This is a genomic window from Caulifigura coniformis (genome assembly GCF_007745175.1).
Lineage (GTDB): Bacteria > Planctomycetota > Planctomycetia > Planctomycetales > Planctomycetaceae > Caulifigura > Caulifigura coniformis.
This window is the reverse complement of record NZ_CP036271.1, coordinates 1,382,466-1,408,045: the sequence shown is the minus strand read 5'-3', so window position 1 is coordinate 1,408,045 and position 25,580 is coordinate 1,382,466. Positions and strand designations below refer to the sequence as shown.

General features: G+C 63.2%; 15 protein-coding genes. 8 read left to right on the top strand and 7 right to left on the bottom strand.

All coding sequences use genetic code 11. From position 1 onward, the window contains the following. Window positions 1–69 precede the first annotated feature (69 nt). The 3 genes from Pan44_RS27260 to mnmA all read right to left on the bottom strand — a co-directional run bounded on the left by Pan44_RS27260 (window position 70) and on the right by mnmA (window position 5,836). On the bottom strand, window positions 70–1,992 hold the full coding sequence (locus Pan44_RS27260; protein WP_197453886.1) for a hypothetical protein: 1,923 nt from the start codon (window positions 1,990–1,992) through the stop codon (window positions 70–72). A 61-nt stretch (window positions 1,993–2,053) separates the two neighbouring features. Next, a complete protein-coding gene (gene pilM / locus Pan44_RS05605; protein ID WP_145028088.1) occupies window positions 2,054–4,273 on the bottom strand; it encodes a type IV pilus assembly protein PilM in 2,220 nt (739 codons plus the stop codon). A 441-nt stretch (window positions 4,274–4,714) separates the two neighbouring features. Further along, on the bottom strand, window positions 4,715–5,836 hold the full coding sequence (gene mnmA / locus Pan44_RS05600; protein WP_145028086.1) for a tRNA 2-thiouridine(34) synthase MnmA: 1,122 nt from the start codon (window positions 5,834–5,836) through the stop codon (window positions 4,715–4,717). A 150-nt stretch (window positions 5,837–5,986) separates the two neighbouring features. On the opposite strand from mnmA, the gene Pan44_RS05595 reads away from it, so the two are divergent. From Pan44_RS05595 to Pan44_RS05585, 3 genes are all read left to right on the top strand, one after another. Next, on the top strand, window positions 5,987–7,003 hold the full coding sequence (locus Pan44_RS05595; RefSeq protein ID WP_145028084.1) for a helix-turn-helix transcriptional regulator: 1,017 nt from the start codon (window positions 5,987–5,989) through the stop codon (window positions 7,001–7,003). 104 nt (window positions 7,004–7,107) lie between these two features. Next, the gene (locus tag Pan44_RS05590; protein WP_145028082.1) at window positions 7,108–7,926 is read left to right on the top strand and encodes a hypothetical protein; all 819 of its coding nucleotides are present in this window, start codon (window positions 7,108–7,110) and stop codon (window positions 7,924–7,926) included. 82 nt (window positions 7,927–8,008) lie between these two features. Then, complete coding sequence (locus tag Pan44_RS05585) at window positions 8,009–8,941, top strand: alpha/beta hydrolase (RefSeq protein ID WP_145028080.1); 933 nt, start codon at window positions 8,009–8,011, stop codon at window positions 8,939–8,941. Between the two features lie 72 nt (window positions 8,942–9,013). Here the strand turns inward: Pan44_RS05585 and Pan44_RS05580 are convergent, their stop codons facing one another. The 3 genes from Pan44_RS05580 to Pan44_RS27255 form a co-directional block, all read right to left on the bottom strand. Next, entirely contained in the window at window positions 9,014–10,873 is a 1,860-nt protein-coding gene (locus tag Pan44_RS05580) for a polysaccharide biosynthesis protein (protein WP_145028078.1), read from the bottom strand. A 32-nt stretch (window positions 10,874–10,905) separates the two neighbouring features. Next, window positions 10,906–12,138, bottom strand: a complete 1,233-nt coding sequence (locus Pan44_RS05575) for a DegT/DnrJ/EryC1/StrS family aminotransferase (protein WP_197453885.1) — start codon at window positions 12,136–12,138, stop codon at window positions 10,906–10,908. Between the two features lie 245 nt (window positions 12,139–12,383). Further along, a complete protein-coding gene (locus tag Pan44_RS27255; RefSeq protein ID WP_197453884.1) occupies window positions 12,384–13,709 on the bottom strand; it encodes a hypothetical protein in 1,326 nt (441 codons plus the stop codon). A gap of 2 nt (window positions 13,710–13,711) precedes the next feature. Between Pan44_RS27255 and Pan44_RS05565 the strand changes: the two genes are divergently transcribed. After that, entirely contained in the window at window positions 13,712–14,065 is a 354-nt protein-coding gene (locus Pan44_RS05565) for a hypothetical protein (RefSeq protein WP_145028076.1), read from the top strand. An 8-nt stretch (window positions 14,066–14,073) separates the two neighbouring features. Here the strand turns inward: Pan44_RS05565 and Pan44_RS05560 are convergent, their stop codons facing one another. Continuing rightward, window positions 14,074–16,860: a DUF1553 domain-containing protein gene (locus Pan44_RS05560; protein ID WP_145028074.1), complete on the bottom strand. Its 2,787-nt coding sequence runs from the start codon at window positions 16,858–16,860 to the stop codon at window positions 14,074–14,076. Between the two features lie 180 nt (window positions 16,861–17,040). On the opposite strand from Pan44_RS05560, the gene metX reads away from it, so the two are divergent. From metX to treY, 4 genes are all read left to right on the top strand, one after another. Beyond that, entirely contained in the window at window positions 17,041–18,246 is a 1,206-nt protein-coding gene (metX, locus tag Pan44_RS05555; protein WP_145028072.1) for a homoserine O-acetyltransferase MetX, read from the top strand. Window positions 18,247–18,455: 209 nt separating this feature from the next. Continuing rightward, complete coding sequence (gene treZ / locus Pan44_RS05550) at window positions 18,456–20,333, top strand: malto-oligosyltrehalose trehalohydrolase (protein ID WP_145028070.1); 1,878 nt, start codon at window positions 18,456–18,458, stop codon at window positions 20,331–20,333. A 2-nt stretch (window positions 20,334–20,335) separates the two neighbouring features. Beyond that, a complete protein-coding gene (locus tag Pan44_RS05545; RefSeq protein ID WP_145028068.1) occupies window positions 20,336–22,399 on the top strand; it encodes an amylo-alpha-1,6-glucosidase in 2,064 nt (687 codons plus the stop codon). Next, the gene (gene treY, locus Pan44_RS05540) at window positions 22,396–25,539 is read left to right on the top strand and encodes a malto-oligosyltrehalose synthase (protein WP_197453883.1); all 3,144 of its coding nucleotides are present in this window, start codon (window positions 22,396–22,398) and stop codon (window positions 25,537–25,539) included. The genes Pan44_RS05545 and treY overlap by 4 nt, the downstream gene beginning before the upstream one ends. The last annotated feature ends 41 nt before the right edge of the window (window positions 25,540–25,580 follow it).

The following is a 25,580-nucleotide window of genomic DNA, read 5'->3' as shown; positions in this document are numbered from 1 at the left end:
GTCGTCGTGGTTCGGCTTCGTGGTATCCCGCTTCGCACCAACCGTTGACCGGGTTGGCGGCTGCTGAAATCAGTTCTCGGGCGCCGCCGGGGGCGGCGTTGCTGCCGGAGGTTCCGCTGACGGCGGGGCCGCCGCATCGGGCGTCGCAGGGGGCGCCTCGGTTGCGGGAGGTGTTGCACCGGGCGTCGCCTCAGTCCCCGCGGCTGCAGGAGTTGCTGCCGGCGCCGGAGCGGTTCCGTCTGCCGGTGTCGCTGCGGGATCCTGCTTGGCGGCGGCTTCGTTGGCTGCTTCCTTCAGGAGTTCTTCTTCGCCGCCGGGTGCGGAGGGAGTATCGACCGCGGCATCGGCCGTCGTTTCGGCGGCCGCTTCCGAGGAAACGTAGAAGGTGATGATCCCGGCGATATCGAGCTGAACGAGATCGGGGGCGTTCAGGGAGCCGCTGAAGGGGTCGCGGTTGGTGAAGGCGAACTGCGGAGGGCCTCCCGGGTAACGGTTGGCCGCGCTGCCGAGGCCTCCCATTCCCATGCCCATCCCCATCCCAGCTTCCCCCCCCACGCCGTAGTTGCTGGCCATTCCGAAGTTGCCTCCTCCCATCGGCATGCTTTCGCCCATCGCGCCGCCGCCGTAGGGGTCATATCCCATGCCACCCATGCCACCCATGCCACCCGCTGCAGGGATATCCTTGCGGTACGGGTTCGGGCCCATCTGGAACCGCAGAACTTTCGTCGGCCAGGCGCTTTCGCACAGGTAGACGAGGAAGTCGGGAATCCGCTGCTGGTTGATGATGACGCTGAGGTAGAAGCCGCGCTCGCGGAACTTTGCTCCGTCTGCCAGGGCGACCCAGCGAAGGGTCGGGGGAGGGCCCATCATGCCCATTCCCATCCCCATATCCATTCCCATGGCGGAAGCGTCGCCGCCCATTTCATCACCCATTCCTCCATCCATGGAGCCGCCGGCCATGGCGGCCACATCGGGGCCGAAAACTTCATTGGCGTCGAACTCGGTGAGCGGCGGGGTGAGGACTCCAGCGGCGCCGGCCATCATCGCGCCCATGCCCATGTCGGCCCCCATGCCCGGGTCACCTCCCATTCCGGCGTCCATGCCCATTTCCATGCCCATGTCGCCTTCCATTCCCTCCATGCCGCCGCCGGCGGCGGCCTCAGCACCCGCGCCGCCGCGGAGTTCGATGCGGCTGATCAGGCGCACGGGGGAGGCGAGGACGTCTTCCGCATCCTTATTCGCCTTGCGAACTGCTTCGAAGATCAACTCGGTGAACCAGATGTCTTCCTGGCAGTCCCACACCTGTTCGGGGGACGGGAACTGGGGCAGCACCTTCTGGGGCACGGCCTGGCGATCGATATAGACCTTCTGCGGCCAGGTTCGCTTCGGATAGCCGGGCTGATCGTAGAGAATGGTCTGGCCGGTCAGGAATTTGCGGGTCTTGGCGGTTCCTCGCGGCCGGAACTGGCCGCTGTTGATGCCGCGGAGGAGTTCGTTGTTCCGCCCCTGCGCGGGGAGTCCGCCGACGTTGGCGGTTGGCGGGGGGGCGATTTCGACAACCGGTTCCGCCTTCTTCCAGAGTTCTTCAATCAGCTGCTTATAGATCGTCGCATAGGTGCGTGTGGCGACCGGGCTGAGGACCTTTTCCTTGTCCCGATAAAGCGGCACGCCCTTGGGATCTTTCGGAATCTCTTTCGCGATCTGGTCGGGCCAGGTCATCCGCGCCTGCTGGTCGGCGAACAACTGATCGACCGTGGTGTCGATCTTGCCCTTGTAGTCTTCGTTGATCTTCTTCAGGTGCTCGACATAGGTGGTGTTCGCTTCGTTCCCCGTCGGGATGGCCGCCAGAGTGGCCTTGAGGGCCTCCTCGCGGGTGGTCGTCGCCGCGACGATGGCCGACTGGGTTTTGAAGAAGCCGAACAGCGCCAGAATCAGGCAGAGCCCCAGCAGGATCCAGAATCGCTGCTTAATGATGGGCTGGAGCTTGTCCATAAGTCACCTGGGTCACGAAAGCTGTACTGACGCTTGGAAAACTGCCGCTTCTCAAACTGGACTACACCGCTTCGCCGGAATCGACTTCGCTGGCTGCATCGCTCGCGGGGGCTTCTTCGCGAGGCTTGTCGCGCTCGGGCCCTTTGGGGATCGGCCGGTAGATGAACTGAATCTGGAAGACGGTTTTGTGCAGCAGGTCGTACTCATCCTCGTTGTACTCGGGGGGGACTTCCTGCCCGGGCTGCAGCGGGATGGCTCCGGGAGTGCCGCCGGAGAGTTGTCCGGCGATCGAGCCTGCAGCTCCGCCGAAGGGCATTTCGGCGCCCATTGCATCGCCCGGCTGTCCGGCATAGGCGTCCCCTTCCGGCATTGCTGTTCCGCCGAAGCCGGGGTTCACGGCACCGGGGGCGGCGCCCTGCGGGGCAGCCGTGCTGAGGTCGATCCGGCCCTGGCGGGTGATCTTCTTGACGCCCGGCTTGGGAACGAGTTCACGCTGCTCTTCGAATGCGACAACCGTCGCGTGCGAGATGCCCATGCGGCCCACGTCACGCGTGAAGCCGGAACGCTCGAGCATCGCTTTCTGGAGGTTGGCCAGGAACGTCCGCCGGAGGTAGAGCACGTCTTTTCCGAGAGGATCGTTCGGATCGTGATGCCAGTGCATTCCATGCACCGTCACGACGAAGCCGGTGCCTGAAGGAGGAGCCGCGAGATCCGCCGGCAGCATGGTCTGCCGCGGCGTCTCCATTCCCGGACCGGTGGCTTTGGTAAACCACGTGCTGACGTCCGGTTCCTTCTTGCAGGAGACATGGGTGACCGAGACGACGTCGCGCAACGGGATCGGCTTGGCGGCCGGATTGTCGTCGTAGGGGAGGCAGTCGTTGATCGCGTTGAAGAGTTCCATCCAGTCCATGCTGCGTCGGCCGACGACGAGCTCTTCGATGGTCTTCTTCGCTCCGGCGAACGTTCCCTTCTCTCCGTCATAGGCCGTGACCGCGGAGCTGACCGTATCGCCGAACGTTTTGGCTTTTCCTTCCGCCTCGGTGAAGTAGGGGCTGTTCACGACGCCGTAGGACAGGCTGTTTCCGACCATGGCGACCGAGGCGCCGACCAGCACGCCCGCGGCCGTGAGCACGGCCCAGGGCTTCTTGCGACGGACCATGCGGGCCGTGGCGATCTCCGGCGGGAGGAGCGTCGTCCGGATGCGGGTGACTTCGAGCGCCTGCAGCGCCAATCCATACGGAACGGCGAAGCTCAGGACGTTGTCGACGAAGAGGGCCGAGTTGACGACGGAGTCGCCCGCGAGCGACTTGAAGCCGTCCGGTTTTTCGACTTCGTACTGCAGGTTCTGCTGCAGGAATTTCTGGAGGCCGGCCAGCTTGAAGCCGTTGCCGAGGCCGACGACCTTGTTGACCTTGGCCTGGCGGTTGACGCTCGAGAAGAATCCGATCGACCGCTGGATTTCGGAGACGTAGTCGTTGAAGACCGGCCGGAGCGCCTGGAAGACGGCCCGCGGATCGGGGGACTTCGTGGCGTTGCACTTCAGGTGCTCGGCCTTGGCGAAGCTGAGCTTCATTTCCTTGGTCAGGGCCCGGGTGAAGTGGTTGCCACCGACGGGGATGTTCCGGATCCAGATCTTGGGACCGTTCGAGATCATCAGGGTGGTGTTGTCGCACCCCATGTCGAGAACGATGGTGTATTCGTCCCGCGGATGGACGGCTTCGCCTCGCTTGATGCCGAGTTCGTCGAAGCTGAGGACGTTGTAGAGAGCGAGCGGGGCGGTCTGAACGAGCTCGATCTCGAGCTTGTTGTTGATGAACGGCCGCATCGCGTTGTTGACCTGGTCGCGCTTCATGGCGAACAGGCCGACCTCGGCGTCGAGCAGGTATCCGCTTTCTTCGACGCCGCTGCCGAGGGGCTGGAAGTCCCAGATGACTTCTTCGAGGGCGAAGGGGATCTGCTGGCGGGCTTCGTATTTGACGATCTCGGCGAGGCGGCTCGATTCGACCGGCGGGAGCTGGATGAAGCGTGCGAGCGAGGAGTGGCCGGGAACGGAGATGGCGATCAGGTCATCGGCGACTTCGTTCCTCGAGAGGAACGTCTTCATGGCGTCGGCGACGATCTCTTCGGGGATCGCGTCGGGCTGACTCAGGATCTTGGGATACTGGATGTAGTCAAAGGCCGCCGCGACAACCTGGTCGGTGGCCTCCGAGTACTGCAGCTTGATCGCCTTGAACGACGACTGGCCGATATCGATGCCCCAGGCAGCGCGTTTCTGTGCCATGCCACAACCTCAATTCCACCAACGGAGAACAACTGCAGAGTCGTCGTCGCCGGCCGCGAACCGGTCGCGGACAGCCAGCGGGACAATGCGGAAATCTGAGGAAATCTGAAGCGGACCGGCCTGTGTCGAACGCATCGGTGAAGGAACCGGGCCGGGTACTCGAAATGATCTAACCAAAGGCTAACTTGGCACTTTGAACAGCGTCAACTGAAAAGGAAACGGCAGGAAGGACTTCGGAATCCGGCGGGCGAGCGGCTCGCGCGATCCGCGGAACCAATATCCACGGCAGCGGGAGTGCAGGCCCTTCGGGCTCCCCTGGCGGCGTCATGACCCGCAAGACCTGCGTGGTCGAACTCACCGTCATCCCATCCTTCGACGCTCCTCGAGGCTGACAAGTTCCAATTTTCGCGCGACGGGTCGAATGTTGGCCGCGACCGGGTATCAGGCGATCCAGCCGCCTCCGAGAACAACGTCGCCGTCAAACAGCACGACGGCCTGGCCCGGGGCGACGCCGTATTGTGGATCATCAAACTCGACTTCGAGCCGATCCTGATCCAGAAGCCGGGCAGTCGCCGACGCTGCCTGCTGCTGGTAACGGATCTGCGCCGTGCACCGCAGGTCGCCGGCGGGCGGGTCGACGAGCCAGTTGAGCCGGTTGGCGGTGAGCGCACTCCGTCCGAGTTCCTCCCGCGTGCCGATGACCACCTGCTTCAACTCAGGGTCGATCTTGACGACGAATCGCGGTTCGCCGAACGCCAGCCCCAGTCCGCGCCGCTGCCCGATGGTGTATCGCTCATAGCCGGCGTGCTGTCCGAGGACCCGGCCGGTGGTATCCACGATCTCGCCCGCGGTCTCGACCGGCTCGCGGTAGCGGCCGAGGAATCCCGCGTAGTCGTTGTCCGGGATGAAGCAGATCTCCTGGCTGTCGGGCTTGTCGGCCGTCTGGATTCCGGCCAGCCGGGCGAGTTCCCGAATCTCGGGCTTCGTTCGATCTCCGACGGGGAACAGCACGCGGCCCAGGATCTCGCGGCGGATGCCGAACAGAACGTACGACTGGTCCTTTCCTTCGTCGCGACCGCGCAGCAGGCGGGCGTTGAGCGAGGGAGGCGTTGGCGGGCCGGTCGGATCGTCACCGCCATCGACCCGGGCGTAGTGACCTGTCGCGATGAAATCGGCCCCGACCTGCCTGGCGAAATCCCACAGCTTTCCGAACTTCAGCCAGATGTTGCACATCGCGCACGGGTTCGGCGTCCGTCCCGCCGCGTATTCATCGGCGAAGTAGTCCTTGATGCGCGTGAACTCGTCGCGGAAATTCAGGGCGTGAAACGGGATATCGAGTCGATCCGCGACGCGGCGCGCGTCGGCGGCGTCCGAGGCGCTGCAGCACCCCTGGTGGTGGGGCTTGATCGAGACGACCGGCAGGAGGTCGGTTGAGCAGACGGTTTCGGCGGCTTCGCCGGAACGCATGAACAGGCCGATCACGTCGTGCCCCTGTTCGCGCAAGAGGTATGCGGCCGCCGAACTGTCGACCCCGCCGCTCATTGCCAGCACCACCCGCGCCATCTTCGCTCTTCGATTCTGAAGTCCAACCTGACTGGAACGGCATGTGTACAGCCGTCGTGCGGCCCATCATACTCCGTCGGGGGAATCGGGGCATGATTGCAGGTTGGGCTACGGCATCATTCGGGTGAATTCTTCATTCGCGGTTTTCCCATGGGCTCCACAGACAAGATCCGGCGGATTCTGACGCTCGTGGAGCGACTGCAGTCGGGACGTCTGTACAACGCCCCGGAACTGGCCGACTTCTGCAACGTCAGCCATCGGACCATTTTCCGTGACCTGAAGGTGCTTCAGCAGTCGGGGGTGCCGGTTCTCTACGACGACGAGCGTCGGGGTTATTTCATGCCGGCCGCCTCGTTTCTTCCGCCGACCGACCTGACGCTCCAGGAAGCGCTGGCACTGATCATCCTGACGCAGGAGCTAGGGGACCGGGACAAGGGGATTCCGTTTCAGGAGGCGGCCCGCAGTGCGTCGCTCAAGTTTCTCAGCAACATTGCAGGACAGCTCAAGTCGTACCTTGGCGACGTCGCCTCTGCGGTTCACGTCCGGATGGAACGCAGGCACAAGCTGGACCGGGCACGTCCGCATTTTGAACTGCTTCAGCAGAGTGTTGCTGAGAAGCGGAAGGTGCGGCTGCGCTACAACAGCCTGTATGACGGGCGTGAAATCGGGCTGCTGCTCAGCCCGTATGCGATGTTCTTCTCGCGACGGTCGTGGTACGCCATCGGGCGGTCATCGCTGTACCGCTCGATCCGGACGTTTCACGTCGGGCGAATTCTCGAATCGACACTCACGGACGATTCGTTCAAGCCACCGCCGCGGTTCTCTGTCGCCCGGTACCTTGGCAACGCATGGCATATGATCCGCGAGCCTGAACAGCGCGCCGATATCGTCGTCCGTTTTCAGCCCCGTGTGGCTACGAACGTCGCCGAAGTGACGTGGCATCCCACGCAGAGAATCGTGCACCGGGGGGATGGAACTGTCGATTTCTGCGTGACCGTGGAGGGGATCAGGGAAATCGCCTGGTGGATTCTCGGATACGGCGACCAGGCCGAAGTGATCAAGCCTCGCGAACTCCGGCAGCTGGTTGCGCAGCACGTGCGGGGCATGGCATCGATCTATCGCATGGACGACGGGGCCGCGCATCGAACGCGGAAACGCGCCCGCTGAATGGCACATGGCGGAAGCCACGCCACGAGTGGCGTCGCGGCTGGACCGTCGCCACAATCGGAAGTCAACGTTTCGTTCCGCGAACCTTTGACAGGTCTGATCTGATGCGGCGATTTGGTTTCGGCCTCGGGGTGTCTGCAATCCCCCTGGTGATGTTGGCTTTTGCGGTGGCCGCCGACCGCCGTCCGGTTGCGACGACCGCGGCGGAACTGCTCGATGACGCCCGGTCGGCCGACGTCCGGAATGCGGTGATCGAGGCCAATCCCGATCGCGCCGGTGCGATCGTCGCGGAAATGGCGAAAGGAATCGGGAACGACCCGGCGGAAGAGTACCGGAGGATTCCCTGGATCTGGCGCGTCGCAGTGGCGGCGGGAAAACGCAACGACGCCGCCCAGCTGAAGGCGTTGATGGAAGCTTCGCTGCCGCAGGACGGGGAGCGCCTTCGCGATTGGCAGGCGGTCGTCATCGGCGGTGGAGTGATCAATGGCATCACCCTGGCCGGCGCCTGGCCTGGTCCGCGGATCGAACAGATCATCGGAAGCGACGAGGCCCTGCGTCGTCGCTGGAAGTGGGCCATTCAGAAGTCCGCCGGGCTTGCGGATGATGAATCAGTGACACGCGGAACGCGATACGACGCCCTGCGGATGATTGCATTTCTCGGTTGGGACAACTGCGGGGCGAAGCTGCGCAACTACCTGTCCCGAGGAACTCATGCGGAACTGCAGATGGGAGCTGTCAGCGCCTGCGGCGACATGGACGACGTGCGGGCTGCCGAAGCGCTGATTGCGGCTCTCCCGGGTCTTGATGCCCGGAACGTCCGACTCGCTGTGAATGCTCTCAAGCGGACGGCCGAACGCAAGCAGATGCTCGACGAAGCTGTCGCAGCTGGGCGCGTGTCGGCCGAATTGCTCAATGCCAAGTGAAGGTCCGGGCCAAGTGAACGTTTCGGCCAAGTGAGGTTCTGGCTTTTCCCACGACAAGACATCTTCGTCGCAAAGGATCCCCATGCTTCGCTCTGTTGCGGTCATCCTGTCTGTCGCCGTGTGCAGTGCGGCCCATGCGGCGCCGCCCGCCCTTCCGGACGGATTCAAGGCGGTCAACGACCTCACTTATGCCGGGAACGAGAATCCCCGCCAGCGTTTGAACTTGTACGTGCCTGTCGAGAAGCCGGCCGAGTTGCTTCCCGTCGTCGTTTATATCCACGGGGGAGGCTGGGAAGGGGGGAGCAAAGATGCGGCCGACGTCCTGAGTGCCTTCCTGAAGAGCGGCCGTGTCGCAGGGGCGTCCGTGGGATATCGCCTGACGAATGAGGCGCACTGGCCTTCACAGGCTCACGACTGCAAGGCGGCCTTGCGCTGGATTCACAGACACGGCGCTGAATACGGCATTGATGTCGAGCGGATCGCGCTCTTCGGGATTTCGGCTGGAGGACACCTGGTGAGCCTGCTGGGAACAACCATTGGCAATGCTGAACTGGAAGGGGAGATCGGCGAACCTGCGACGTCGCCCGTCCGCTTCCGGTGCGTTGCGAATTTCTGTGGTCCGGCCAATTTCCTGACGTTCGAGAGCCAGGGGAGCGTGATCAGCGGCGAGCGGCCGGGGCCGGTAATGAAGCTGTTTGACGGAAAGGTGAGTGAGCGACAGGAGGCCGCGAAGGCCGCGTCCCCGGAACTGCATGTGTCGAGCGACGATCCGCCGTTCCTGCACATCCACGGGACCAAAGACCCGCTTGTCCCATATGCGCAGGCGGTCGCGTTCGACAAGGCGCTCGACGCCGTCGGTGTTTCCAGCACCTTGCTCACGGGCGAGGAGGGGAACCACGTGTTCAGTTCCCACCAGTTGCGGGAGACCATCAACGTGTTCTTCGATCGCCATCTGCACGGGCAGGATGTCGGGATCGAACAAGGTCCCGTCGCAATCAGCGACAAAGCGAAGTAGCAGATCGCACTGAATCCAGGTGATGCCCGGTTTCCATGAACCACGGACGAATCCCCGCGCTTGAGGTCCGACTCAAGCGGCCCGGACGACTTCCTGGTCGAGCGACGTGCGGTCCGCGTGTCCTTCTGCCAGGCGTACGAGCGCGGCACGTGCGCGGGTGGAAGGTCCGGCGATCGCCTGCTCGAGGTCGTTGAGTTCCTTGAGCATCCGCAGCATGGTGACGTTCTCCGGCGCGGCGCCGCAGAAGATCTTGTCGTGGATGGGGCGGGCGCCGGCTTCGGCAGGGTAGAAAAGCTCTTCCTCGAGTTTCTCGCCAGGCCGGATGCCGGAGAACACGATTTCAATGTCGTCGGGACAGCGCAGCCCGGACAGCAGGATCAGATCCTTGGCGAGATCGACAATCCGGACGGGCTCGCCCATATCGAGGATCATGACATGCCCTGACGGACCGATCGCGCCCGCCTGGATCACGAGCTGGACGGCTTCCGGGATCGTCATGAAGAACCGCTTCATGTCGGGGTGCGTCACAGTGATCGGACCGCCGGACTCGATCTGCTTGCGGAACGTGGGAACCACGGAGCCGAGCGAATTGAGGACGTTTCCGAAACGGACGATCATGAACCGCGTTTCGGAATTTCGCGCCAGCGCCTGGACGAAACGCTCGGCCAGCAGTTTCGTCGCCCCCATGACGCTCGAAGGCCGCACGGCCTTGTCGGTAGAGATGAGGACGAAGCGTTCGACATTCCAGCGATCTGCCGCGGCGGCGACCGTCTTGGTGCCGAAGATGTTGTTGACGATTGCCGACTGGGGATTGTCCTCCATCAGCGGGACATGCTTGTACGCCGCGGCGTGGAACACGACCTGGGGGCGTTCTTCTCCGAAGAGGCGATCGAGGGTCGCTTCGTCGTTCACATCGGCGACGATGAAGCGGACGCCGGTCTGCGGGCCGTACTGACTGGCGAATTCCCGTTCGAGCGTGAAGACGCCGAATTCGGACTGGTCGAAAACGATGAGCGATTCCGGGCCGAATTCCCAGATCTGCCGGCAGAGTTCGCTGCCGATGCTTCCCGCTCCGCCGGTGACGATGACCCGGCGTCCGGTGATGTAATCCTGGATCGCGCCGAGGTCGAGCTGGTTGGGTTCGCGGCGGAGGAGGTCGTTTACGGTGACGTCGCGGACGCCGAGCGTGAAGCGGCCATGAATCATGTCATCCACCATCGGAATGACATGCGCGCGAATGCCGTTCTGGGCGCACTGATGAAGCAGGTCGCGGACGATGCGCCCGGGAGTTCCCCCCGGGATCAGCAGATGCCGGGCCTTGGTTTCCCGGCGAAGCTGTTTCCAGTCGGTGGCCGCGGGAAACACCGGCAGGCCGCCAATCCAGGATTTCTGAGTTTCGAGCCCCGGATCGATGAAGCCCTTCATCCGGTACTTGTTTTCGATGGGCTGGGTCGCCTGGAGCATCCTCAGGATGGCCAGGGAGGCCGGCTGCACTCCGTAGATCAGGGCCCGCTGCTTCTTGCGTTTGATCACGCGGGGGCGGACGAGTTCGATGTAGGCCCTGTAGGAAGTTCGGAGGACGCCGACCGCCAGCAGGCTGAGGGCGAGATCGGCACAGACGACGGCGCGGGGGATCTGCACGCCGGACAGGATCAGGCCGTCAATCAGCAGGATGCCCAGTGCGCTGCACAGGGCCACTGCGCCGAGCGCGGCAAGATCGGTGACCGTGACGTAGCGATAGGTTCCCTTCCACTCGCGAAAGAGCAGGCAGAACCCGAACTTGATCGCCAGCACGAAGGGAAGCGTCGTCCAGGCGACGGTAACGAACTCGCGAGGGACGTCGAAATCGAAACGCACTGCGAACGCGAGGGCGTAAGACAGTGAATACAACAGGAGGTAGACCGGCAGGATGATGGCGAGGCGATTCGGCATTCAGGCGTCCTTTTCCATAACCTGGCCGAGTGTTAAGCCGCGCACGGCGCGGACTGAGTGGTCAGTTGTTCGAAGACATCGCGGATGTGGGCCGCCATCAACTCCATGTGCATCACGTCCAGCGTGGGATGGACCTGAAACATGAGGCTGGTTTCGCCGAGTCTCTGGGCGACAAGGCGGCGATGCTTCGGCATGAAGGGTTTCATCGCCAGCTCACGATAGATCTCTCCGCAGCTGCCTGGTCCACAGGGGACGCCGCGCTTCTGGATGGCCGCTGCAATGTGATCGCGCGTGCAATCCGCGGGGAGTTCCGTCGGCTCGATGAAGGCGTAGTACTTGTAGTAGCTGTGGTGCAGATGCTCGGGGATCTCGACGAGCCGCAGCCCGGGAAGGTCGGCGAGGCGTCGATCAAGGATCTCGGCGTTCCTGCGGCGCGCGGCGACCCATTCGGGCAGACGGCGAAGCTGAATCCGTCCGATGGCTGCCTGCATCTCCGTGAGGCGGCCGTTCGTGCCGACGATCTCGTGGAGCCATTTGAAGAGCGTTGAATGCTTGCGATTGTGAACCGCGTCCCAGCTCTTGCCGTGGTCCTTGAGGCTCCAGGCGTGTTTCCAGATGTCGTCACGCGCGGTGACGATCAGGCCTCCTTCACCGCCGGTCGTCAGGATTTTGTCCTGGCAGAACGAAAAGCAGCCGATGTCGCCGAGAGTTCCGACGGGCCGGCCGCGGTAGAGCGCCCCATGGGCCTGGGCGCAGTCTTCAATGAGCGGGAGCCGGCGACGCCGCGCGAGGTCGGCAATGGCATCCATCTCGCACGGCCAGCCGGCGACATGGACCACGATGATTGCGCGGGTCCTGGGAGTGATCAGCGGCTCGATGGTCGACGCCGTGACGTTTCCGCTGGCCTTGTCGACATCGGCGAAGACGGGGGTCGCTCCGAGGAGGGCGACGCTGCTGGCCGTTGCGAGGAACGTTCTGCTGGGGACGATGACTTCGTGGCCGCTGCGAATCCTGAGGGCTCGCAAGGCGACTTCGAGCGCGACCGTTCCGTTGCTGACGGCAATTGCGTGGGGGACTTCGAGTGAAGCGGCGTATTCGGATTCGAACGCGCGGACCTCGTCACCAGTCCAGTAGTTGACGCGGCCGCTCATCAGCACGTCGTTCACAGCGGCCCGTTGCTGCTCATCAAACTCAGGCCAGCCGGGAAACGACAGGGCCTGCGCCTGGGGCACGGGGAGACAGCGATCGTCCGATGAGCGCGTCACAGCGACCGAGCATCCTTGCTGATCGATTGAGGTCGTCGTTCGATTCTCACGGCTTCCATGCCGTAGCGAATCGGGAAGCGCGGGACTCTATGTTGGTTGTGGAGAAAGGGTCAAGAGGGGTGCGAGCGGGAGAAAGCGGGACGGGGCTGCGGCTGTTTGCCCCAGGTCTCAAAGGAACGGATGTGAACAAAAAAAGGCCCCGCGGTGAGCGGGGCCTTTCTGTGTGAATCGCCTGGTGTTCCGGGTTACGGAGCAGCCGGGGAAACGGGCCGGTTGTTGTCGTCGTCGTCGTCGGCCAGGGCTGCTGCACCGATGCCGATGCCAGCGAGGCCAAGCAGGCCGCCGAGTCCGAGTCCACCGCCGCCAGCACCGCCGCCACCGAATCCACCGCCCGAACCGCCGCCGAATCCGCCGCCGCCAGCTCCACCGGGAGGTTCAACGAAGGTGCCAGCGGGATCATCGTTCGAAGGCGGAGCGAGGGGATCCGTTGCGGGGCCCATATCGCCAGGAGCACCGGGGGTACCCGTCAGCGGGCTGCCCTCGGGCTGGAACGAAACCGGGGTGATGTTGTTGGCCGAAGCGGTTGCGAGAGCCGGAGCGACCACCACCGAGAAGGCCGAGAAGCCTTCGCTACCGGCGGTCACGAAGGTGTACACACCCGGGTTGACCGCGGAGAACTTCAGGGCACCGTCTTCAGCAACGCTGGCCTGGTGAACCACCGAGCCGCCCTGGACGAGGAAGCCGTTCAGCGAGTGGACGCGAAGGACATCGCCGGTCTGCGGGTGGATCCGCTTGAGGCGGCCGATCAGGCTTCCATCCGCTTCGAGGCGAACGGTGTGGTGCTTCAGGTTGGTCTGGGGGAGGGCGTTTTCGACAGGCAGGTCGGGAAGTGCTTCGCTGCCGGTGGCTGCACCGGTCGGAACCGTAGCAGGAATCGCGCCCTTCACGTGACTGCGAGCCAGACGGTAAACCGTTGCGTAGTCAACCGGCGGAACGGCGAGGCTTTCGATCTGCAGATTGAGCTGCGAGTCGGCCTTTTCGAAGCCTGCGGAGCGGATCTCGGCCGTCTGGTCGACGATCTGGATGCCGTAAGCGACGTAGCCGCTCGGGCTGTACGCGACCAGCGTGTAGACGCCCGGAGAAAGGGTGGCGTGGAACACACCGTCAGAACCCGGCGAAACCTGGGAGACCGAGCTGCCGTTCTGGAAGAACGACACGCGGACGTCGGTCAGGTTGCGAACGGCACCGTCGGCACCGAGCGACTGAATCGCACCAGTGATCGAACCGTTGTTCAGCTGCACGCGATGAGTGCGGGCGACGCGGGTCAGCCGTTCGGCTTCCCGTTCCGTCAGATTGGCCGACACCGCGGCCAGGCTCTCGGCCTTATTGGCGATTGCCGTTTCCGAGGCCTCCCGGGCGACCACGGGAGTCGCGGCCTTCGGCTGCGACTTCACCGCTCGGCGAATCCGGGCTGCTCCCTGGAGCTGTGACAAGGTGACTGATGCGCCGACAGCGCTGACGCTCGAGGCCACCAAAAGGCCAACAACAGCCTGTTTGAGCCGTCCATTCATAGTTGCTCCGCCCCTTCTTCCACAAAAAATTTGAGCGCGATATTGGCCGCTTTAGGCAAGGTACGGCAGATGTTCTACCGTTTGCAAGTGGATTGATCCAAAAAATCGAACTCGCCGGAAAACACGGTCTTGATGTGTCTAAGTCACTTGTTAAGAGATGTTTACGTTCGATCGCCACTCGAGGCTGGTCGGTCGAGTTGCGCGAGGAGAACGGTCGTACGGAACAGTCGCTGAAAACCAACTTCGCCAGACGAACCGGGGAAACCCTCGTCGGCGGGCTGGCCGATTCTCTCCAATTCCGGCTCAGTTCCCCCGTGCGTCAGTCGGCAGGAATGCTCGATCTCAACGTCGTGTGAAATGCAGCTTAGTCGACGAACGCGAATTCGTTCGACAGCAGGAGAACCTGGGCGGCCTCCGGCCAGTCGAACGCTCCGGCGCTGACTGCCTCCGTCAATGCTCGACTCTCGTCCGGCAGAGGGTCCCTGCCGAGTGCGTATCGGAAGAGTTGAGTTGCTCGTGTGTCTGGGTTGTCCGAGGCGCGGGGCCGGTCAGCGAGCGCTGCGGCGAGTTCCTGAATGAATGGCGAGTTCATTCCGTAGAGGGCCTGTTGCGGGACTGTCGTTTGCGGCCGCTGGGCGCTGGACGAGTCCGGAGTCGGGAAATCGAAGGTGCGCAGCAGTCCTGGCAGGTTGTTGCGGTCGACGAGTTCATAGATTGTGCGGCGGCCGGTGTACGGCTGCGTTTCAATGTTCACGGGCCTGCCGAACATCCTGGGGTCGAGCTTTCCGGCAGCGGCCAGCCATGAGTCGCGAAGTGATTCGAACTCGCGGCGGCGGCGATTCATTCGCCAGTACAGGGAGTTCTCGGAGTCGACTGCCCGGGCGTCGGGCCGATCGAGACTCTGTTGCTGCCAGGTCGCGCTGAGCAGCATCTCGCGATGCAATTCCTTGATCGACCAGCCGCTCTTCACGAAGAAGTCGGCAAGGTAATCCAGCAGTTCGGGATTTGTGGGGGCGTCGGCCCGGACGCCGAAATCGGAGGGTGACGCGACGAGCGGCGTTCCGAAGTGCAGCATCCAAACGCGGTTCACCATCACGCGGGCTGTGAGCGGGTTGGCCGGGTCGACGATGGCTTTCGCGAGTTCCAGCCGGCCGCTTCCTTTCTGGAAAGCGGCGCCCGCGTGATTGAGGATGCGGGGAAACCGCCGGGGAACCTTCTCGCCGCGGCGTCCCGCATTGCCGCGAACGAAGATGACCGGCTCCGTCGGTGACGGATTATCCTGGACAACCATCGCGCGGGGAGGCGCGCCTGGGGAATCGACATTCAGCTGGGCCAGTTTCTTCTCGAGTTCCTTGAGGTGGTCACGATGGTTCCGGCCGAAAAGCCGCTTTGTGTCCGACTGCGGGAAACTGGTGACGGAAGCCTCACCGTACAGGACGCGTCGGACGTCTTCTGAATCCGCGTCGCCCAGCTGGGCGGGGGGGGACGGGACATCCTTTGTCGCGGCCGTCCATTCCGCGTCGATGGCGGCGAAGAGCGTACCGTAGGCCTTTGCGAGCTCCACGATGTTCTGTGGCGGTGCTGATGCGAGGGCCGTTTTCACCCGGGGATTGAGAGGAGGCGTCGCTTCGGCCAGCTCGGTTGCGAGGCGTTTGGAGAACTCCGCAGCCGGTGCGTCGACCAGCCGCTTCCAGAGACCGAGGACCGGGTGGTCCTGTTTGACGCGTCCGAGGTGCTGTTTCCAGTGGGCAATGAGGCGATCGGCCGGTTCGCCATCCTTGTACGACAGGGAGACTCCTTCCGGGAGTTTCTTTTCCTCCTTCAGGATCGCCTGCATGTAGTCGCCGGCGCGTGTCCGCAGATGGTCCTTGAGTTCGACGTAAACCCTGGCTTCGTAGTCGTCGCAGGCCTTCTGGCGTTTGACGAATTCCTCGCGGTAGGCCTGATACTCGGGGGAATCAACCGGCTCGCCGATCAGTGGGAGATCTTCGGGTTCGCTGCAACTCGCGAACACTCCGTAGAGCGAGTAGTAGTCGGCCGTCGGAATCGGGTCGAACTTGTGATCGTGGCAGCGAGCGCAGCTGACGGACAGCCCAAGCAGCCCGCGGCTCACGACGTCGATGCGATCGTCAATGATGTCCTGCTGGTTGTTCAGGTAGCGTCGGCCGACGGTCAGGAAACCGAGTGCGGCGAGCGATTCGTCGCCGGCCGGCTTGCCCAACTGGTCGGCTGCGAGTTGCTCCAGGATGAATTGGTCGTACGGTTTGTCGTTGTTGAACGACTGGATCACGTAGTCGCGGTAGGTGAATGAGAAGGGGTAGAAGCGGTTCTCGGTGAACACGTATCCCTTCGTGTCGGCATAGCGGGCGACGTCCAGCCAGTGCCGGCCCCAGCGCTCTCCGTACTGGGGCAATGCGAGCAGGTGGTCGACAAGTTTTTCGAACGCGTCCGGAGCGGGATCGTTCGCAAACGCTTCGACTTCCTCATAGGTGGGAGGGACGCCAACCAGATCGAACCAGGCCCGTTTGGCCAGAGTGCGGCGATCGACGGGGGGCGAAAGCGACAGGCCAGCCGCCTCGAGCTGTTTGATGACGAACCGGTCCATCGGCCGCTGCACCCGGCCCGCGTCTTTGATTTCGGGAAGGGCCGGCTTTGCGGGAGGGGCGAACGCCCAATGTGATGTGGCAATGGCTGCGAAGTCCCACTGGCCGTCGGCCGACTTCGGGAGACCGGCCGAGGTCTTTGTCCCGGTGGCCGGGCCGTGATCGGGCCAATAGGCGCCGTCCTTGATCCAGTTGGTGAGGATGTCGATTTCCACCGCCGGGAGCTTTCCGGCGGGGGGCATCTGCGTCTCGCCCGCGGTGTATCGGATGACTTCGAGGAGTCGGCTTTCGTCGGGTTTGCCGGGAACAACAACTCCCTCGCCCGGCTTTTCGCCCAGGACGGACGGCTTCAGGTCGAGGCGGAGATCTCCCTGCTGTTTCTCAGGTCCGTGGCAGTTTCCGCAGCGTTTGACCAGCAGCGGGCGGACGTGCGCTTCAAAGGATTTTTCCCGGTCGGGATCCGCGGCCACCGATTCGGCGGAGAATCCGATTGCCCCGCCGAAAGAGCCCGACATCAACAGCAACAACGTGTAGGAAGCGAACCGCATGAAGGGTTGCCAGTCAGTTGGGGCGGGGCGAACTCCGAGGCGGAGCCGGCTGTCATGGGGTGGGAGCAGGCAAAAGGACTGCCGACTCAGTATAACCGTTGGCGGACCTCGTGTGGCAATCGGCCCCGGTCCTTCGCCAACGGAAAAGCTGCCGGCGAAATCGTCGTTTCAGTGGAATCCATGAGCTCTGCTGCCGCAACACCTGTTCAACCAGAGTCCGGGGAGCCGAACGGCTATGTCCAGCGGCAATCCGCAACCCTCTTTGAGCCGCCGCGCCCCCTGCTGCTGAAGTGCGGTCAGGAATTCGGGCCGATTACGGTGGCCTACCAGACGTACGGTGAACTGAGTCCGCGGAAAGACAACGCGGTGTTCATTTGCCACGCCCTGACCGGGGATTCCCATGTGGCGGGTCGACGACATCCGGAAGACCGCAAGCCGGGCTGGTGGGACGGGTTTGTCGGGCCCGGCAAGGGAATTGATACCGACCGCTTTTTCGTGATCTGCGCGAACGTCCTCGGCGGCTGCCAGGGGACGACGGGTCCCAACTCCACCGATCCCGCCGTTGGCAAGCCGTATGGTCCCGAGTTTCCGTTCCTGACGGTGTCGGACATCGTGAGGACGCATCAGGCGCTGGTGGCATCGCTGGGAATCTCGAAGCTGCTGGCGATCGTGGGAGGGAGCCTGGGGGGGATGCAGGTGCTGGAATGGGCGGCCCATGCGCCCGACAGCATCGCCTCGGCCATCGTGCTCGCATCAGGGGCCCGGCTGTCGGCACAGGGGATCGCCTTCAACGCAGTCGGCCGGCGGGCCATCGTGGCCGACCCGGCCTTTAACGGGGGCAACTTCTACGAGCAGGCGGACAGGCCCAAGTTCGGTCTGGCGCTGGCCCGGATGATTGCGCACATCACCTATCTCTCCGAACAGGCGATCGAGAGGAAGTTCGGAAGGCGGCTGCAGCATACGGAAGAACTGCGCTATCAGATCAACGACGACACCGAGTTCCAGATCGAGAGCTACCTCAACTACCAGGGGAAACGCTTCGTCGAGCGGTTCGATGCCAACAGCTATCTGCGGCTGACCCGCGCGATGGATTACTTCGATCTGGAACGGGACTACGGGCCGATGTCGCAGTCGCTCGCGAAGACGGCTGCCCGGTTTCTCGTGGTGTCCTACAACACCGACTGGCTGTTTCCGACGGAGCAAAGCCGGGCGATCGTCCGTGCGCTGGTGCAGGCGGGGCGGCATGTCAGCTACACGGAGCTGAACAGTCCGCACGGACACGACGCGTTCCTGGTCGAGAGTGAACTGCCGATGCTGGCGAAGCTCGTGGCGCCGTTTCTCGATCGGTGCTATTTCGATCTTCCGAAGGGAGCTGCCCGGGCCTGACCGCGACGGAGCGACGGCGGTCCAGCGTGGACGCGCAACTGTCAGCCGGCTTGTCAGAGACTCGCGGCAGAAATGCGGGACGAGCGCACGGGCCTCGGAATTCATTCGGCGACGGCCGGAATGAGCGACGGTACGCGGTTTGCAAAATCGCGGTGTAGAGCCGCGCGGGAGGTGCGGCCCACCGTCCCTGATCTGCACGATAGCGAACCATGTCCCATGCTCCCCGGCGATACCCCATTGGTGCCGAGCCAAACGGGCAGGGGACGGCCTTTCGGGTCTGGGCGCCCAATCGAAACTGCGTGATCGTCGTCGGGACTTCCGGCGGTCGATCGTTCGAGCAGCGACTCGAGCGTGAACCAACGGGATATTTCTCGGGAACCGTACCTGGCGTGATGGTCGGGGCGACGTATCGGTTCCGTCTGGATGATGACACGACACTTTTCCCGGATCCGGCCTCGCGCTTTCAGCCTGAAGGTCCGCACGGGCCGTCGATGGTGGTGGATCCCGCATCGTTTCAGTGGAGTGACAAGGCCTGGCTCGGCGCGGGGCGGCAGGGGCAGGTGATCTATGAGATGCACGTCGGGACATTTACGCCGGAAGGGACCTGGGAGTCGGCGCTGCAGAAGCTTCCCCATCTGAAGCAGACCGGCATCACTCTGGTGGAGGTGATGCCCCTGGCTGACTTCGCAGGCGAGTTTGGCTGGGGGTACGACGGCGTCAACCTGTTCGCGCCGACGAGGCTTTACGGAACGCCGGACGACTTCCGTCGCTTCGTCGACCGGGCGCACGAACTGGGCATCGGCGTGATTCTCGACGTCGTCTACAACCACTTCGGGCCGGACGGAAACTACCTCAAGGCATTCAGCGATTCGTACTTCTCCAGCAAGCACGAAACCGACTGGGGAGAGGCGGTCAATTTCGATGGCGAGCAGTCAGGGCCGGTGCGGGAGTTCGTTCTGACGAATGCGCGGTACTGGATCCAGGAGTTTCACCTTGACGGCCTGCGGCTGGATGCAACGCAGAACATCTACGACGCGTCGTGTTCGCACATTCTGAAAGAGATGACCGCCGCGGCGCGCGACGCCGCTGAGGAAAGGAGCATCTACATTGTCGCGGAGAACGAGCCGCAGGAAACGCATCACGTGGCCGCGCCGGAGCAGGGAGGCTTCGGCATGGACGCGCTGTGGAATGACGACCTGCATCATTCGCTGCACGTGGCGCTGACCGGGCGGGCGGAGGCGTATTACACCGACTACCGCGGCGCTCCGCAGGAATTCATCTCTGCGATGAAGTGGGGCTATCTGTATCAGGGACAGTGGTACAAGTGGCAGGAAAAACGCCGTGGTCATCCAGCGCTGCAATGCCCGCCGACAAACTTCGTGGCGTACATTGAAAACCACGACCAGGTCGCGAACTCTGGCCGCGGGCAGCGGATGGCCGTGGTTTCCTCGCCGGCGATGTATCGCACGTTGACGGCGCTCATGCTGCTGGGACCTTCCACTCCGATGCTCTTCCAGGGCCAGGAATTCGGAGCCACGAGTCACTTCTACTACTTCGCCGATCATCGTCCCGAGCTGGCGACGCTGGTCGACGAGGGACGCCGCAAATTCCTGGCGCAGTTTCCGAGCCTGGCGACGCCGGAGATGCAGGCGCAGATTCCCCGGCCGCAGGACCGTTCGACGTTCGAGCGCTCGAAGCTCGACTGGTCGGAAGTCGACAGGCATCCGGAGGCCTCGAGCTTCTTCCGTGACCTGCTGACCCTGCGACGGACCGATCCGGTCATCTCGGCCGAGTCGTCGAATATCGACGGCGCTGTGCTCACTGAGGAGGCGTTCCTGATCCGATTCTTCGCTGACGACGGCCTGGACCGGCTGCTGCTCGTCAACCTGGGTGTTGACGCCGACCTTTCCCCGGTTCCCGAACCTTTGCTCGCGGAACCGGCCGGCTGTCGCTGGACGCTGATCTGGTCGAGCGAAGACCCGCGATACGGAGGTGAGGGGACGCCAACCTCTCAACTTGAACGCAACTGCCATCTCCCCGCGCACTCGGCGCTCCTGTTTGCAGCGCGGCCTCAGGAGGAGTCTTGACGATGCTGATCCGCACGATGCCCTGGTCGACCGACGCGTCGGCGACTCATGACCCGCTCGTGACGCGTGAGTGGCTGGTGACCAACGGGCTCGGGGGATACGCCTCCGGTACTGTCGCCGGGGTCGCAACGCGCCGCTATCACGGCCTGTTGATCGCGGCGATGCCCGCTCCGCTGGGACGGATGATGATGCTGAACCACCTGTCCGAGCAGGTGCGGCTGAGAGACGGGTCAATTGTGCTGCTCGGCGGCGAAGAACGCGTGCCGGAACTGGCGGTGCATGGAGCGAGCTACCTGAAGGAGTTTCGGCTTGAGAACGGCCTGCCGGTCTGGCGGTACCAGATCAACGGCACGCTTCTCGAGAAGCGATTATTCATGCCGCGGAATCAGAACACCGTTCACCTGAACTACCGGGTGCTCGAAGGGCACGACATTCTGCGGCTGAAGTTGATGCCGAGCGTCCATTTCCGGTCGCACGACGCACCGGTCAATTCCCCGCTGCCGAAAACATTCGAACTGCGCGTCGTGGACGATCGCTTCGAGCTGTTGGCCGGAAAAGAACTTCCTGTGCTCAGGCTGACGACCTATGGAACGCGAACGGCGTTCACGATTGAGCGCCGTTATTTCCACGAGATGCTGTTCCGCATCGAGGAGAGCCGCGGGTACGAGTCCGTCGGTGATCTGTGGAGTCCTGGCTACTTCCGGTTCGACCTGGCGCCTGGCATGGATGCCACCGTGATTGCGTCGACCGAGGAATGGAAGACGATCCTGGCCATGGAGCCGGACGAGGCCTTCCTCGCCGAGAACGTCCGACGGGAACGGCTGCTGTCCAATGCGCCGAAGTGCGCGCGGGGCGACGTGGGGGGGGAGCTCGTACTGGCGGCAGACCAGTTCGTCATCCGCCCGATTGGTCGCGCGGAAGATGTTGCGCGTGCGAAGGCGACGGGCGACGAAGGGCGGACCGTGATCGCCGGATACCACTGGTTCACCGACTGGGGACGCGACACGATGATCAGCCTGGAAGGGCTGACGCTGTCGACCGGCCGGCAGTCGGAAGGTGGGTACATCCTGCGGACATTCGCGCAGCACATCCGCGACGGACTGATTCCCAACCTGTTCCCGGAGGGGCAGGACGAAGGCCTGTATCACACGGCCGACGCGACATTGTGGTTCTTCCACGCACTCGATCGCTACGTTCGCGTCACGGGTGATCGCGGCACGCTGCGGGAAATCCTTCCGCGGCTGATCGACATTTATGACCACCACGTCGGGGGGACCCGCTACCGGATCGGCGTCGACGCGAAAGACGGTCTGCTCAGGCAGGGTCAGGATGGCTATCAGCTGACCTGGATGGACGCGAAAATGGGGGACTGGGTCGTGACTCCAAGGCGCGGAAAGGCCGTGGAGATCAACGCCCTCTGGTACAATGCGGTCCGACTTCTCGAACGATGGGTGGGCGAAGAGAACGGGACAGCCGCAGCCAAACGCTATCAGCAACTGGCGGCCCAGATCCGGGAATCGTTCAATCTCCGATTCTGGAACGATGATGAACACGGGCTGTTCGATGTCGTGGATGGAGAGCGGGGAAACGACGCCTCCGTACGGCCGAACCAGCTGTTTGCGATTTCACTGCCGAATCCCGTGCTGAAGGAGGATCGCTGGAAGGCCGTTGTTGATGTTGCGGAGAAGAAGCTCCTGACTCCGGTGGGACTGCGATCGCTTTCGCCGGACGACAAGGAATACAAGCCGACCTATCGCGGCGACCTGAGGACCCGGGATGCGGCCTACCATCAGGGGACAGTCTGGGGGTGGCTGATTGGCCCGTTTGTCGATTCGTGGCTGAAGGTGTATCCGGAGCGTCGCGCGGAAGCGCGGTCGTTGCTCAACGGACTGATGGAGCACCTGGGTGAAGCATGCATCGGCTCGGTGAGCGAAGTCTTCGATGCGGAATCTCCATTTCATCCGCGTGGATGTTGCGCACAGGCTTGGAGTGTCGCGGAGGTGCTGCGATGCTGGGTGCTCACCGATGACCGATGCACGAGCGAGGAAGGACCTGGGGGCACATGACTTTGGAGCCGACGAAGGGAGACAATGCGAGGTCAGAAGCGGAGCTGATTGATGCGGTGGTCCTGAAGGTTCGCGAACGTCTCGGTCGCCAGGATCGGATTCTCGCGACCTACCGGTTGCAGTTCACGGGGGCCAATTTCCGCTTCTCCCAGGCGCGTGTGATTGCCGACTACCTCGCGAAGCTGGGGGTGAGCCATGTCTATTCTTCGCCGGTTCTCAAGTCCGGGGCAGGGAGCACGCACGGATACGACGTCGTCGATCACACGCGCCTGAACGACGAACTCGGAACAGATGAGGAATATGCCGAATACGTCCAGGCGCTGAAGACGAACGGCCTGGGCCAGATTCTGGACATCGTTCCGAACCACATGAGCGTCGCGGCCGACGCGAACCGCTGGTGGCGCGACGTTCTCGCAAACGGACCTGCCTCGGCCTATGCGCACTATTTCGACATCGACTGGCGACCGGTCAAACGGGAGCTGCGAAACCGAGTGCTCCTGCCGGTTCTCGGCGAGCTTTACGGCAAGATGCTGGAAGCGGGGCAACTGCCGATCGTGTTCGACAACGGCCGGTTCTACGTCCAGGTCTACGAACGACGCCTGCCACTGGAGATCCGCACATGGGTGCAGGTTCTCGAGCCGGGGATCGATGCGCTTACGGAGAAGCTGGGAGCCGAATCGCTGCCGCTGCTCGAACTGCAGTCGATTCTCCGCGGGCTGCAGTATCTTCCGTCCTGCGAGGAAACGCTTCCGGAGAAGATTGAGGAACGCCGGCGCGAACAGGTCGTCTTACAGGCACGCCTGCAGCGTGTCGTGGAAGAGTCGCCCGAGATCCGCCTCTTCATCGAAGAAAATGTCGCGACCATCAATGGTGATCCAGGCAAGCCGGAGTCATTCGACCTGCTGGATCGTCTGCTGGAATCGCAGGTTTATCGACTGGTGCTCTGGAAGGCCGGATCGGACGAACTGAACTATCGCCGATTCTTCGACGTCACCGAGCTTGCCGCCGTCTGCACCGAACATCTGGACGTTTTCGACGCGACGCATCGCCTGCCGTTCGAGATGCTTCTGCGAGGCGACGTCAACGGATTCCGCATCGATCATGTCGATGGCCTGTTCGATCCGACGGAATACCTGTGGAGACTTCAGTGGACACTGCTTCGTCTCATCGTCCGGCGCCAGTTTGAGCAGGCCGAGGCCGGCGATTCCGAATCGCTGGCGCGGCTCGAACACGCGGTGCTCCTCAGATTGAGGGGGGACCTGGGCGGGCCCGATCCGGCGGGACTGTTCGGATTGTCGACCGAATCGCGTGGAGAGGATCACGGCGCCGGCCCGCACAGCACGAAAGCGAAGCCGCTGTTCGTCGTCGTGGAGAAAATCCTCGGGGCCGACGAACCATTGCCCCCGCACTGGCCCGTGGAAGGAACGACCGGCTACGACTTCCTGAACCACCTGAACGGACTGTTCGTTGATGCCGAAGGGCTCCACAAGATCGAACGATCCTGGATGAGGTACATCGATCAGGAGGAAGACCTTCGCGACATCATCTACCACACGAAGCGGCTGATCCTGAGCGCCGCCATGCAGAGCGAAGTCGCGTTGCTCGCGCATCGGCTCGATCGACTGTCGAATCGCCACCGCATTACGCGCGATTACACGCTGCAGTCGATCCGTTCCGCGATCCGGGAGATCATCGCCAGCTTCGCTGTCTATCGGTCCTATATCCGCCGGGGAGTCGTTTCCGAGCGTGACCGGCGCGTCGTCCAGCTTGCGGCCGCCCAGGCCCGGCGCCGGAACCCGGCTGTCGATGAATCGGTGATCCAGTTCGTCCGCGACGTACTGCTGCTTGAACAGCCCCCGGTTCTTGATGAACGAGGAATTGAGGAACGCGATTTCTTCATCGGGCGGTTCCAGCAGGTCAGCAGCCCGGTCATGGCGAAGGGGGTCGAAGACACCGCCTTCTACCGCTTCGTGCCGCTGGTGTCTCTCGAAGAGGTGGGGGGCGAGCCGGCCCATGCCGTTCAATCGGTCTCGGAGTTCCACCGGCAGAACGTCGCCCGCCGCCAGGAATGGCCCAACACGATGCTGGCGACATCGACGCACGACACCAAACGCAGTGAAGACGTCCGCGCCCGGATCAACGTGTTGTCGGAGATTCCCGGCGAATGGCAGAAGGCCGTCTCGCGCTGGTCTCGCGTGAACAAGAAGTTCCACCGCGACGTCGACGGCCAGCCGGCCCCCAGCCGCAATGACGAGTGGCTGTTTTATCAGTCGCTGCTTGGGGCGTGGCCGGTGACTCCGCCGGGCGAGGAGGAACTGGCGGCGCTCGTCGATCGACTGCAGCGCTACATGCAGAAGGCGACCCGGGAAGCGAAGCTGAATACCAGCTGGATCAGCCCGAACGCCGCGTACGACGACGCCGTGCAGGCATTTGTCGCCGAAGTGCTCGACTCCTCCAACGCGCGGTTCCTCGGCGACTTCGCGGCGTTCCACGAGTCGGTCATCGACAGCGGACTCTACAATTCCGCCTCTCAGGTCGCGCTCAAACTTGCGGCTCCCGGAATTCCGGATGTCTACCAGGGACAGGAACTCTGGGATTTCAGCCTGGTCGACCCCGACAATCGGCGTCCCGTCGACTACGAGCTGCGGCGACAGTTGCTTGGGGAAGTGCAGGCGACATCCGGCGATGGAACGGCGCGACTGGCCCTTTGCCGGGCCCTTGCCCGCGGGCCCCGAGACCCGCGACTGAAGCTGTTGATCACGACGACACTGCTCACACTTCGAAGCCGGCAGCCCGACATTTTCCTCGGCGGTGAGTACATTCCGCTCGCGGTGGAGGGTGAGTTCGCCGAGCATGTCATCGCGTTTGCAAGGCGGGCCCGGCAGTCCCCCGGGCAGTCGCTCGTCGTGATTGCTCCGCGATTGATTCACCGACTGCGCGGGACGGAGCAGCGCCCTCCGTGCGGCCGGGAGTTCTGGGGTGAAACGCGGGTTGTGGTCGGCGACGCGCTGCCGGTTGAGATTGTCAACCAGTTCACGGGGGCACGTACCACCGTCACCAACGGCCGGATTCCAGTGGCCGAGGCGCTCGAGGATTTTCCTGTCGCGGCATTGACTGCAGCGACTCTTCCGTGGCAATGATGCCCTCTGAAATCGATTGACACAGAGATTGACCTCTGCGG

What these genes read in the sequence shown, in the direction of transcription:
- Pan44_RS27260 (WP_197453886.1), bottom strand. Translation starts at nt 1,992, where the DNA reads ATGGACAAGCTCCAGCCCATCATTAAGCAGCGATTCTGGATCCTGCTG.
- pilM (WP_145028088.1), bottom strand. Translation starts at nt 4,273, where the DNA reads ATGGCACAGAAACGCGCTGCCTGGGGCATCGATATCGGCCAGTCGTCG.
- mnmA (WP_145028086.1), bottom strand. Translation starts at nt 5,836, where the DNA reads ATGGCGCGGGTGGTGCTGGCAATGAGCGGCGGGGTCGACAGTTCGGCG.
- Pan44_RS05595 (WP_145028084.1), top strand. Translation starts at nt 5,987, where the DNA reads ATGGGCTCCACAGACAAGATCCGGCGGATTCTGACGCTCGTGGAGCGA.
- Pan44_RS05590 (WP_145028082.1), top strand. Translation starts at nt 7,108, where the DNA reads ATGCGGCGATTTGGTTTCGGCCTCGGGGTGTCTGCAATCCCCCTGGTG.
- Pan44_RS05585 (WP_145028080.1), top strand. Translation starts at nt 8,009, where the DNA reads ATGCTTCGCTCTGTTGCGGTCATCCTGTCTGTCGCCGTGTGCAGTGCG.
- Pan44_RS05580 (WP_145028078.1), bottom strand. Translation starts at nt 10,873, where the DNA reads ATGCCGAATCGCCTCGCCATCATCCTGCCGGTCTACCTCCTGTTGTAT.
- Pan44_RS27255 (WP_197453884.1), bottom strand. Translation starts at nt 13,709, where the DNA reads ATGAATGGACGGCTCAAACAGGCTGTTGTTGGCCTTTTGGTGGCCTCG.
- Pan44_RS05560 (WP_145028074.1), bottom strand. Translation starts at nt 16,860, where the DNA reads ATGCGGTTCGCTTCCTACACGTTGTTGCTGTTGATGTCGGGCTCTTTC.
- metX (WP_145028072.1), top strand. Translation starts at nt 17,041, where the DNA reads ATGAGCTCTGCTGCCGCAACACCTGTTCAACCAGAGTCCGGGGAGCCG.
- treZ (WP_145028070.1), top strand. Translation starts at nt 18,456, where the DNA reads ATGTCCCATGCTCCCCGGCGATACCCCATTGGTGCCGAGCCAAACGGG.
- Pan44_RS05545 (WP_145028068.1), top strand. Translation starts at nt 20,336, where the DNA reads ATGCTGATCCGCACGATGCCCTGGTCGACCGACGCGTCGGCGACTCAT.
- treY (WP_197453883.1), top strand. Translation starts at nt 22,396, where the DNA reads ATGACTTTGGAGCCGACGAAGGGAGACAATGCGAGGTCAGAAGCGGAG.